At 69.3% G+C, this 11,110-nt stretch carries 11 protein-coding genes; 7 read left to right on the forward strand and 4 right to left on the reverse strand.

Annotated elements, in window-relative coordinates; genetic code table 11:
• A partial coding sequence (locus HUU95_RS01920) for a DUF2332 family protein (protein WP_174278548.1) occupies positions 1 to 329 on the forward strand: 329 nt, incomplete at its 5' end.
• 28 nt (positions 330 to 357) lie between these two features.
• Here the strand turns inward: HUU95_RS01920 and HUU95_RS01925 are convergent.
• Positions 358 to 1,239: an alpha/beta fold hydrolase gene (locus HUU95_RS01925; protein ID WP_174278549.1), complete on the reverse strand. Its 882-nt coding sequence runs from the start codon at positions 1,237 to 1,239 to the stop codon at positions 358 to 360.
• Between the two features lie 300 nt (positions 1,240 to 1,539).
• Here HUU95_RS01925 and mgtE point away from each other — a divergent pair, with 300 nt between their 5' ends.
• Together mgtE and HUU95_RS01935 are read left to right on the forward strand one after the other, a co-directional pair.
• The gene (mgtE, locus tag HUU95_RS01930; RefSeq protein ID WP_174278550.1) at positions 1,540 to 2,910 is read left to right on the forward strand and encodes a magnesium transporter; all 1,371 of its coding nucleotides are present in this window, start codon (positions 1,540 to 1,542) and stop codon (positions 2,908 to 2,910) included.
• Positions 2,911 to 2,986: 76 nt separating this feature from the next.
• Entirely contained in the window at positions 2,987 to 4,261 is a 1,275-nt protein-coding gene (locus HUU95_RS01935; RefSeq protein WP_254602560.1) for a glycoside hydrolase family 130 protein, read from the forward strand.
• Between the two features lies 1 nt (position 4,262).
• On the opposite strand, the gene HUU95_RS01940 is transcribed toward HUU95_RS01935, so the two are convergent.
• Positions 4,263 to 4,745, reverse strand: coding sequence for a DUF3429 domain-containing protein (locus HUU95_RS01940; RefSeq protein ID WP_174278551.1), 483 nt, complete (start codon positions 4,743 to 4,745; stop codon positions 4,263 to 4,265).
• Between the two features lie 106 nt (positions 4,746 to 4,851).
• Here HUU95_RS01940 and HUU95_RS01945 point away from each other — a divergent pair, with 106 nt between their 5' ends.
• Positions 4,852 to 5,721, forward strand: a complete 870-nt coding sequence (locus tag HUU95_RS01945; RefSeq protein WP_174278558.1) for a 3-hydroxyacyl-CoA dehydrogenase NAD-binding domain-containing protein — start codon at positions 4,852 to 4,854, stop codon at positions 5,719 to 5,721.
• A gap of 10 nt (positions 5,722 to 5,731) precedes the next feature.
• Here the strand turns inward: HUU95_RS01945 and HUU95_RS01950 are convergent, their stop codons facing one another.
• Positions 5,732 to 6,970, reverse strand: coding sequence for a NupC/NupG family nucleoside CNT transporter (locus tag HUU95_RS01950; protein ID WP_174278552.1), 1,239 nt, complete (start codon positions 6,968 to 6,970; stop codon positions 5,732 to 5,734).
• Positions 6,971 to 7,366: 396 nt separating this feature from the next.
• Positions 7,367 to 8,443: an acyltransferase family protein gene (locus HUU95_RS01955; RefSeq protein ID WP_302480083.1), complete on the reverse strand. Its 1,077-nt coding sequence runs from the start codon at positions 8,441 to 8,443 to the stop codon at positions 7,367 to 7,369.
• A gap of 240 nt (positions 8,444 to 8,683) precedes the next feature.
• On the opposite strand from HUU95_RS01955, the gene HUU95_RS01960 reads away from it, so the two are divergent.
• The 3 genes from HUU95_RS01960 to HUU95_RS01970 all read left to right on the forward strand — a co-directional run bounded on the left by HUU95_RS01960 (position 8,684) and on the right by HUU95_RS01970 (position 11,026).
• A complete protein-coding gene (locus HUU95_RS01960) occupies positions 8,684 to 9,361 on the forward strand; it encodes a queuosine precursor transporter (protein ID WP_174278554.1) in 678 nt (225 codons plus the stop codon).
• A 426-nt stretch (positions 9,362 to 9,787) separates the two neighbouring features.
• Positions 9,788 to 10,714, forward strand: a complete 927-nt coding sequence (gene argB, locus HUU95_RS01965) for an acetylglutamate kinase (protein WP_174278555.1) — start codon at positions 9,788 to 9,790, stop codon at positions 10,712 to 10,714.
• A gap of 9 nt (positions 10,715 to 10,723) precedes the next feature.
• On the forward strand, positions 10,724 to 11,026 hold the full coding sequence (locus HUU95_RS01970) for a YggT family protein (protein WP_174278556.1): 303 nt from the start codon (positions 10,724 to 10,726) through the stop codon (positions 11,024 to 11,026).
• The last annotated feature ends 84 nt before the right edge of the window (positions 11,027 to 11,110 follow it).

An 11,110-nucleotide genomic window follows, 5' to 3' on the forward strand; every position in this document is an offset into this window, starting at 1 on the left:
AGCGCGACGACGCCGCCGACTGGGTAGAGGCGCGGCTGGCCGAGCCGCAGGCGGCCGGTGTCACGCGCGTGCTGATGCACTCGGTCGTCTGGCAATATCTGCCCGAAGACACCGCGCGGCGTGTGCGGGCGGCGATGGAGCGGGCGGGTGTCGACGCCACGGCCGAGCGGCCGCTTGGCTGGGTGATGATGGAGCCCAACCGCGCGGTCGCGCATCAGGTGATCCGGGTGCTGAGCTGGCCTGGTCACGCCCGGCCGGCGGTGCTGGGCGTCAGTCACGCTCACGGCAAGTGGATACGCCACGGCGCGTCCGACACGGGCGAGGGATAGAGCTGCCCGGTTCGGCCCGGGTCTGGCCCTAGACGCCCCAGTCTCGCATCGCGGCGATCACCGCCGGCGCGTTCTCCCACGGCACGAAATGCCCCGCGTCCACCTTCACCACCGTCAGGTCCGGCACCAGCGCGTCCAGCCCCTCCAATTGCACCGGCAGCAGTGCCTTGTCCGCCAGGCCCCAGATCACCAGGGTCGGCTGGGTCACGGGCGGGAAGGGCGCGTCGAGCAGGGCGGGACGCGGCGGATGCTCGTCCATCCCCGGCACCCGTAGCCCCGAGGCGCGGTACCAGTTGAGCATCGCCGTCATCGCGCCGGGCTGGGCCCATTCGTCCAGATACGCCGCCTTGTCCTCTCCCGCGACGGCCCGCGTCAGCGCCTGCGCGAAGGTGGAGGAGAAGAACCGCTCCAGCCCTGCGCCGACGAGGCCGCGATCCAGCGAGGTATCCTGGAAACGGGTGATGTACTGGCTCGCCCGGCGCTGTTCCATGTCGTCGAACAGCGAGCGGAGGAAGACAAACGGGTGCGGCGCGTTGACGATCACCAGCCGCGCCACCCGCGTCGGGTGCCGCAACGCCGCCGTCCAGGCGATCGCGCCGCCCCAATCGTGCCCGACCAGGGTGAAGCGATCGATCCCGACATGATCCGCGAGCGCGATCAGGTCGGCGACGATCAGGTCCGCGCGGTATTGTTCGACGCCCTGCGGCTTGGACGAGCGCGCATAACCGCGCTGGTCGGGGGCGAGCACGAAATGATCGCGCGCCAGATCGGGCACCACCTCGCGCCAGGTGCGATGCGACTCGGGAAAGCCGTGGAGCAGGATCACCGGCGGATGGCCGCCATGCCCCGCCACCTGCACGTCGAGTTCGACGCCGGTGGGCAGGCCGATGCGGTGCAGGGCGTCCTTCATGCGGGTCTCCCAGGCTTGCGTCTATACCGGTGCCGGCGGACGGGCCAGCATCCTTCTGGTCGCGGTGGGCGCCACCGCCGGAACGGTGCCGGTCGGCCCCGCCTGCGTCGGCTTGACAAAAGTCGGACCTCGCGGGCAGAGGCGCGCCGCTCGCCGACGATCGTCACGCGGGCAAGCAACCGAGAGTCATTCAATGCCGAGCGACAGTAGCAGTCGACCGCCCTCGCCGAGCGTGGTGCCGTTGGCCTGACCCTCGGGGCTCGCCTGGGTCCGCGTGCGGCGGATCCAGCGAGGTGAGCCATGCAGAACGTCATTCATCGTGACGCGATATTCGACGCGGCGGCCGTGGCCGCCAGCCTGGTAGGCGCGCGCGGCGCGGACATCGCCGACATCCTCGATGCCCATGACGCCTACGAGGCGGCGGCGATCGTCGAGCACCTGCCGCTGGAGGAAGCGGTCAAGGCGTTCGATCAGCCCGGGATCGGCTGTCCCGAGGAGATCGTCGCGCTGCTGCCACGGCCCATGGCGGCGGCGCTGCTCGACGCGATGTCCGCCGATCGCACCGCCGACCTGTTCCGCCATGTGGCGGAGCCGGCGCGGGCCGAGCTGCTGGCGCACGTCACCCCCGATCTGCGCGCGACGGTCGAGCGGCTGCTCGGCTATCCCGAGGCGAGCGCCGGCTCGATCATGACGACCGAGTTCGTCGCGGTCCCGGCCGACTGGACGATCGCGCAGGTGCTCCACCATATCCGCATGGTCGAGCGCACGCGCGAGACCGTCTATGCGGTCTACGTCACCGATCCGGCCGGGCACGACCTCATCCAGGCGGTGACGCTGCGACGCCTGATCTCCGGCGACCCGCATGCCGGCGTGCTGACCGCCGCGCCCGAGCGCCGGCCCGTCACGATCGGCCCGAACGATCGCCGCGAGGAGGCGATGCGGCTGATCTCGCGATACGACCTGCTGGCGATCCCGGTCGTCGACGGACACGGCCATCTGCTCGGCATCGTCACCGTCGACGACGTGATCGACGTCATGATCGAGCAGCAGACCGCGCAGGTGCATCGCTTCGGCGGCGTCGAGGCGCTGGACGAGGATTATCTGCGCATCGGCTTCTGGGCGATGATCCGCAAGCGCGCGGGCTGGCTGGGCGCGCTGTTCCTGTCCGAGATGCTGACCGCGTCCGCGATGCAGGGGTTCGAGGGCGAGCTGGAAAAGGCGATCGTGCTGACGCTGTTCATCCCACTGATCATGAGCTCGGGTGGCAATTCGGGCAGCCAGGCGACCTCGCTCGTGATCCGCGCGCTCGCGCTGCACGAGGTGACGTTGCGCGATTGGTGGCGGGTCGCGTTGCGCGAGCTGCCGACCGGGCTGACGCTGGGCGCGATCCTGGGCCTGATCGGCATCGCGCGCATCACGCTGTGGCAGTGGCTCGGCTTTTACGATTACGGGACGCACTGGCGGCTGGTCGCGGCGACCGTGGGCGCGGCGCTGGTCGGCATCGTCGCCTTTGGCTCGTTCGTCGGCTCGATGCTGCCGTTCGGGCTGCGTCGGCTGGGGTTCGATCCGGCGAGCGCGTCCGCGCCGTTCGTGGCGACGCTGGTCGACGTGACCGGGCTGGTCATCTATTTCGGCGTTGCCGCCGTCATCCTGCATGGCACGCTGTTGTGATGGGCGAAGCGGGGCCTCGCGCAACTCTACCGGCATTGGACCGTTGCGCGTCGGTAACGACAGTCCAGGTTGATCCATGTTCCAGCACCGTCACCTGATGATCCGGCCCGATCCCGCGCGCACGGTCGTGCGGCCGTTCGCGCCGGGCTACCCCGATCGGTTCCGCCGGCCGGGGCATGATCGCGCGCAGGTGATCGTCGATCGCGTGCTGGGGCTCGACGACGAACAGCTGGCGGCCGAGGAGCGCAACGTCTCGCTCTCGCTCGACGAGCGCCACCGCGACGTCGGGCCGATGCTCGATCATCGGTTCGAGGACATGGCGGACCAGATCGCCGGCGCCGACGCGATCGCCCCGGCGCAGCGTCGGCTGATCGGTGCCTATTTCTCGGAAGAATATGCCTTCGCCGCCGCCGCGCTGTTCAATCCCAGCGCGGTGCTCCACCCCGACCAGTCGGGCCTGGCCGACGGGCAGCTGCGATATCTCATATCGTTGCGCGGCATCGGCGAGGGCCATGTCTCGTCCGTCGCGTTCCGCACCGGCACCTGGACGCCGGGCGGCGAGCTGTGCCTGGACGCGGCGAGCGAAGTCGCGGTGCCGCCGGTCATCACGCAGAACGATAGTGGCGATGGCGTCGTCTGCCTAGATTGCAGCGGCAGCCGTGACCTGTCGGAGACGGTGATCTTTCCCGTCCTGCCGCGTCAGCGGCAGGGGATTGAGGACATGCGGCTCGTCCGGTTCACCGAGGATGACGGCGGCGTCCGCTATTACGGCACCTACACCGCGTTCAGCGGCTCGGACGCCAAGCCCGAGCTGTTGCTGACCGAGGATTTCCGTCATTTCGCGATGAAGCCGCTCAGCGGCGATGCGGCGGGGGCGAAGGGTATGGCGCTGTTCCCGCGCCGGATCGACGGCCGCTTCGTCATGCTCGGCCGGCAGGATTCGGAGAACATCTGGCTCCACCACGCCGACGAGCCCACGCGCTGGGATGGCGGCGCGGTGCTGATCGCGCCGCGTTACCCGTGGGAGTTCGTTCAGATGGGCAATTGCGGATCGCCGATCGAGCTGGACGAGGGCTGGCTGGTGCTCACGCACGGGGTCGGCACGGTGCGTAACTATTGCATGGGCGCGGCGCTGCTCGACAAGGCCGATCCGACCAAGCTGCTCGCGCGGACGCCCAAGCCGATCCTGGAGCCCAGCCCCGACGAGCGCGACGGCTATGTCCCCAACGTCGTCTACAGCTGCGGCGCATTGCTGCACGGGCGCGAGCTGATGCTGCCCTATGGCGTGTCCGATCAGTTCACCAGTTTCGCCACCTGCTCGGTCGACGAGCTGCTGGCGGCGATGGCCTAGCTCAGCCGGCGAGCGCGCCCGCCGCGATCGTCAGCAGGCCCAGCCCCAGCGACAGCGGCATGCGCAGCCCCATCCAGCCGGCGGGCGCCTCGCCCGTCGCGACGAGGTGGCGATCGACGAGCAAGGTGAGCAGGACCGCGCTGCCCAGCGCCACGCCCGGCCAGTTCGGGCCCGACACGGCGCTCCACAGCAGCAGCGCCGCCGTGACCAGGCTCGGTGCCACCGCGAGGGCGGCGAGCCCGCCCTGACCGCGCCGCCGCCGCATCGCGAAGCTCCACCACATCCCGCCCAGGAAGCTGAGGATGATCGCGGCGTACAGGTCCAACGCGGTCGCCAGCAGGGATGATCGGTCGGGCGATGCCCGCGTCCACGCGATCAGCGCGACCAGGGCGAGCGGCGGGAGCAGTCCGGCGAAGCCGAGGCCGCGCGCGACGGCGCCGACGCGACCGGGCGACTCGCTCGGCTGGCTGAGATCGAGATGCATGGGCGGCGCGTTCCACGTCGGCGGGCGCATGACAAGCCGGACCTCGTCGCTCGTCGCGGCGCACCGCTCCCTCGACCACGCGCCGCTGCTGCGCTACGACCCGGTCATGGACACGATCGGCGTCATCGGGGCGGGGCAGATGGGCGCGGGCATCGCGCAGGTCTCCGCGCAGGCGGGTTTCCACGTGCTGCTCGCCGACGTGGACCGCGCGCGCGCCGAGGCGGGCCGGGCGGGCATCGCCAGGCAGTTCGACCGGCTCGTCGCCAAGGAGAAGATCGCGGGCGCCGACCGCGACGCGGCGCTGGCGCGGATCGAGCCGGTCGACGGGCCGGCGGCGTTCGGCGGCTGCGGCCTGGTGATCGAGGCGGCGACCGAGCGCGAGGGGATCAAGCGGACGATCTTCGCCGAGGTCGGCGCGGTGCTGGGCGGCGACGCGATCCTGGCGTCCAACACGTCGTCGATCCCGATCACCCGGCTGGCGCAGGCGGCGCCCGATCCGGCGCGGTTCGTGGGTGTGCATTTCTTCAATCCCGTCCCCGTCATGGGGCTGATCGAGCTGATCCGGGGCCTCGCCACCGCCGACGCGACCGTGGCGGCGGTCGAGTCCTATGCCCGGGCGCTCGGCAAGCGGGTGGTGCATGCCAACGACGCGCCGGGCTTCATCGTCAATCGCGTGCTGATGCCGATGCTCAACGAGGCGTGCTTCGCACTGGGTGAGGGGGTGGCGACCATCGCCGACATCGACGCCGCCTGCCAGCTGGGGCTCAATCACCCGATGGGGCCGCTGACGCTGGCCGACTTCATCGGGCTGGACACCTGCCTGGAGATCACCCGCGTGCTGTTCGAGGGCACGGGCGACCCCAAATTCCGTCCGGCGCCGCTGCTGGTGAAGTATGTCGAGGCCGGCTGGCATGGCCGCAAGGCGGGGCGCGGCTTCTACGACTATGCGGGGCCGGAGCCGGTGCCGACGCGCTGAGCCCGATCCATCATCCGATCAGCAGGCCCGCCAGCGCGGCCGACATGAGGTTGGCGAGGCTGCCCGCCGCCAGCGCGCGCAGGCCGAGGCGGGCGATGACGGGGCGCTGGTTGGGCGCGAGGCCGCCCGTCACCGCCATCTGGATCGCGATGGACGAGAAGTTGGCGAACCCGCACAGCGCGAAGGTGACGACCGCGACGGTGTGGGGCGACAGGGTGGCCTTGGCGTCCTTCAGATAGCCGAAGGCGACGAACTCGTTGATGACGACCTTGGTCCCGAACAGCCCGCCCGCTTGGCCGGCCTCGTTCCACGGCACGTTGAGCAGGAACATGAGCGGTTGGAAGACGCGCCCCAGGATCGCCTGAAAGGTGAGGTCGGGATGGCCGAACCAGCCGCCGACGCCGCCCAGGATGCCGTTGGCGAGCGCCACCAGCGCCACGAACGCGAGCACCATCGCGCCCACCGCCACCGCGAGCTTGACGCCCGTCTGCGCGCCCTCGGCGGCGGCCATGATGATGTTGGCGGGGCGTTCCTCGCCAAAGGGGATGTCGCCTTCCAGCACCGGCTCGCGGCCGGCATCGGCGGGGTCGTCGGGCATGACGAGCTTGGCCATCAGGATGCCGCCGGGCGCCGACATGAAGCTGGCGGCGAGCAGGTAAGGCAGCAGGTCGGTGCCCAGCATCGAGGCATAGGCGGCGAGGATCGTCCCCGCCACGCCCGCCATCCCGACCGTCATGACGCAGAAGACCTGCGACGGCGTCAGCTCGGCGAGATAGGGGCGGATGACGAGCGGCGCCTCGCTCTGCCCGACGAAGATGTTGGCGGCGGCGCCGAGCGATTCAACCTTGGAGATGCCGGTCACGTATTGAATGCCGCCGCCGATCCACTTCACCACGAACTGCATGACGCGCAGATAGTAGAGGATCGAGATCACGGCGGCGAAGAAGATGATGACGGGCAGCGCCGCGAGCGCGAAGCTGTGCCCGCCCATCGCCGGGCCGGCGAGGGGACCGAAGATGAAGTCGATGCCCGCCTGCGCATAGCCGAGCAGGTTGGCGACGCCCGCCGCCATCGCGCCGATTACCAGCTTGCCGGCGGGCACGTACAGCACCAGCGTCGCGATCCCGGCCTGCAGCGCGAAGGCGGCACCGACGACGCGCGGCCGGATCGCGCGCCGGTTCGTGGAGAGCAGCACCGCGATCAGCAGGATCGCGGCGATGCCGGCGACGCCGACGAGGAGGCGGGTCACGCGGCGGCTCGCGGGAGGTAAGTGGAAGAAGTGGAGGCCCGGAAGCGGTTTTCGCCGGGAAGCGCCCGCGACGCGACCGGTCCGGGCGTCGATGCGCCGCTGACGCGCCGGTTTCGCGTCGACGATGCGTCGTCTGGGTCACCGTGACGCGACACCGACGCGCCGGTACCGCGCCGGTTCGGGCCGGAACGCGACGCGAGCGGACGCAGACGCGACCGCGCCGGCGAGCGCGGAGGAACCGGCGTCTGCGATGTTGGCCAATGGATCATGCCCGACTTGTGGCACGCGCGAGCGGTGTAGGACAGAGGGTCGCGTCGCGTTGCCCGTCGCGCATTTCCGCCGGCGATCGCGGCGGAACGGCCGCTTGCGCCCGTAAGCGGACGCGTCGCCCGACCCTTATCGGGCTGCCGCCGGAACCACGCGCCCGCCGCTTCGTGGATCGCGCTCCCGTCGACTTGCCGTGGGCCGTTCCAATAGCGAGAAGCTCAGCTGTCCCATCGCCAGCACCGCGATCAGCGCGACGATGATGGCTGCCGTTCCGCACGAGGGCACGACCAACAGCGCTGCCGCGCCCACCGTACGACCAATTGCGAGGTGCCACAGATAGATCGAGTAGGAGCGGACTCCACACCAGCCCAGCATCCGCACCAAGCGGCTCGGCTGCTCGGTCCGGGCGCCAAGCGCGAAAAGCAGAAGGGAGGTGGCGCCGATATCAACGAGGACCAATCCCAGCGTATAACTAAAGGACGGATTGTCCATAACCATCGCGAGCCCGAAGCTGAGCAAGGCCGTCGTCAATAGCGATCTCCGGAGCGATCCGATCCTGATGATCAGGTTGGGGCGGTACCGCGACGCGACGCCAACGAACATCCCGAATGTCAGGGAGTCAGCCCGGAACTGGGTCTGCACATAGATATGTTCGACATCGGTGCCGATCCACACTGCCATGAGCCTGGCTAGCGGAACCGCGATCAGCACCGCCGTCAGGACGGGACAGGCACAGGCCCATGGATCGGTGCGCCGTGCAAGCAGCGGGATGAGCACGGCCGCGGCGACGTAGAAATGCTCCTCTACCGCGAGCGACCAGAGATGTTGCGGGCCGCCCGGGATAAAGTTCTGCGCGTGCAAGACAAACGGAAGAATGAATGATGCATCTCTCGTCGGCATCGTTAGCCAGCTAACTCCCAATGATACGTACAACGGCGGCCAGAGACGCAACATGCGCCGGCGCAGGAATCGCCAGCCATCAAACTCACCAAGCGTCGCTTCGCGCAGGATGATACTGGCGACCAGGTATCCACTCAGCACGAAGAAGATGTCCACGCCGGCCCAGCCAAGTCTTACGACTGGCGCCAGTGCCAAACCGATGACGCTTTGTGCATCGAGGCTGGTCAGATGATAGCCGAGCACGGCGAGCACGGCCACTCCTCGCAGCGCATCAAGCGGGACGTGACGAGCCGTCGCAGCAGTCATGCCTCGGCGAGATAGCGGGGTGCCGTTAACGTGAGATAACCGCGCCGCCGGCAACTTATGAGAGATCGCCCTTCCACGGGCGCCCGCTTCCACCAGCGCCGGTCGCGCCGAAATCGACCTGATAACCCCGCCTGCTTGGTCCGCAGGCAGCAAAACGCTGGTCCGAGCCGGAATGTGGGACTATCGGCGGCATAACCGCGCAACCGTTGACCGCCCAGCGAAAGCGGGTAGCACCCCCGCATGGCCTCCGCCCCCGCTCCCGCCATCCCGCGTTCGCTGTTCGCGCTGTCGATCTTCTATGGCGGGATGGTGTGCATCGCCGGGGTGCTCGGCAACAAGCAGGTGACGCTGGGGCCGTTGTCCGCGCTGGGGCCGGCGCTGGGGTTGCCGCCGCTAGCGATCGAGGCGGGGATCAGCGCCTTTTTGCTGCTGGTGGCGGTGTCGAGCGCGGTGGCGGAGCTGCAGGGCGCGGGCGTCGCGACGCGGCTGGTGCGGTTCGGGTTCGTGCCGCTGATCGTCTCCATCGCGCTGTCGGTGCTGGTCTGGGCGCTGCCCGCCGCGCCGTTCATGGCGCCCGATCGACGCGCCGCCGTGCAGCTGATCCTGGTGTCGACGTGGCGCATCTGGCTGGGCGGGATCGTCGCCTATGGCATCTCGCAGACGCTCAACGTCACCATCTTTGGCTGGCTGAAGGGGCGCGAGGGGGCGGGGCTATTGTGGCTGCGCGCTGGCATCGCGAGCATCGGCAGCCAGATCGTCGACACGCTGCTGTTCGTCACCATCGCCTTTTACGGCGAGTTCCCGATCGGCGCGCTGCTGGTGGGGCAGATGATCGTCAAGGTGATCCTGTCGGCGGTGCTGGTGCCGCCGCTGATCTACCTGTTCGTCGCGCTGGGACGGCGGCTGGATCGGGGTTGATTTCCGGGCCGGTCGATGTCATGCATATGCTGCTTCAGACGTTTGTCAAATAGCACCTCCTGGGCCCGCTGAGCTGTCACTTAGCGGGCCCAAAGATTAGGGCGGAGACCCTGTCAGGTCCCCGCCCCGCCAGGTCAGTCCTTCGACCTTCCCAGCTTCACAATCGCTATCACTAGCCCGAGAGCAGTGATCACCAACTGTGATGCTTCATAATTTGTCAAACATACCACCTCCTTACGGACGCGATGTTGACGGAAGCGACGCTGTCACGCCGACCGCGCGCGCCCGTGTTCAGCATGGCTGAATGGGCGGCGAGCGCAAGTATCAAGACAGGTCCGCCGGCTCGGAACGATGGGGGGCGCGGCGTGACGCACGGGGGCGGTTCCGGCGTCGCTTTCGCCGGGCCCTCGCGCTAGGGGCGCTGCCATGACCGACCATTCCCCCGATCCCGCGCTGCTCGCCAAGGCGGAGACGCTGACGGAGGCGCTGCCCTATCTGCAACGCTATGCCGGCGCCACGTTCGTGGTGAAATATGGCGGCCACGCGATGGGTGATCCCGAGCGCCAGCGCGACTTCGCCGAGGATGTCGTCCTGCTCAAGGCGGTGGGCATCAACCCGGTGGTGGTGCACGGCGGCGGGCCGCAGATCGGCGCGATGCTGCAGCGGCTGGGCGTGCGGTCGCGCTTCGTCGACGGGCTGCGCGTCACGGACGAGGAGACCGCGCGGATCGCCGAGATGGTCCTGGCGGGATCGATCAACAAGGAGATCGTCGGCTGGATCGGCCAGGCGGGCGGGCGCGCGGTGGGGCTGTCGGGAAAGGATGCCGGGTTGGTCACCGCCGAGAAGGTCGGCGGGCGGCGCGAGGCGGACCCGCTCCAGGGGATCGAGCGGCATGTCGATCTGGGCTTCGTCGGCGAGCCGGTGGCGGTGGACCGGCGCGTCATCGATACGCTGACGGCGGCCGGCATCATCCCGGTGATCGCGCCGGTGGCGATCGGCGCGGACGGCCATACCTATAACATCAACGCCGACACGATGGCGGGCGCGATCGCCGGCGCGCTGGGGGCGGCGCGGTTCTTCCTGCTGACCGACGTGGCCGGCGTGCTCGACAAGGCGGGCGAGCTGCTCACCGACTTGGACGCGGCGGCTGTCGCGGCGCTGCGCGCGGACGGCACGGTCTCGGGCGGGATGATCCCCAAGCTGGAGACCTGCGTCGCGGCGGTGGCGGCGGGCGTGGACGCGGCGGTGATCCTCGACGGGCGCGTGCCGCACGGCATGCTGCTGGAGATTTTCACGCGCGCGGGCGCGGGGACGCTTGTGCGCCGGGTGGCGGGCGCCGACCGCGTCGGCTAAGGACACGGCATGGGCTTGCTCTTCCAGCTTCTCGACTTCGCGCTGATGATCCTGCAGCTGGTCATCTTCGTGCAGGTGATCGCGTCGTGGCTGATCTCCTTCAACGTCGTCAGCCGGCACAACCCGACGATGGGCGGGTTGTTGAACGGGCTCGACCGGGTGACGGCGCCCATTTACCGGCCGATCCGCTCGATCCTGCCCGATTTCGGGCCGATCGACCTGTCGCCGCTGGTGCTGCTGCTGATCGTCAGCTTCCTGCGCGGTCGCGCGCTGCCATATCTGGAGATGGCCATGCTCCCCGAGGCGATGTGAACGCGCGTCCGATCGACGGCAAGGCGCACGCGGCGGCGCTGCGGGCGCGGGTGGCGGAGGGCGCGGCGGCGTTCGCGGGTGCCG

The organism is Sphingomonas bacterium (assembly GCF_903643065.1).
Taxonomy (GTDB): Bacteria; Pseudomonadota; Alphaproteobacteria; order Sphingomonadales; family Sphingomonadaceae; genus Sphingomonas.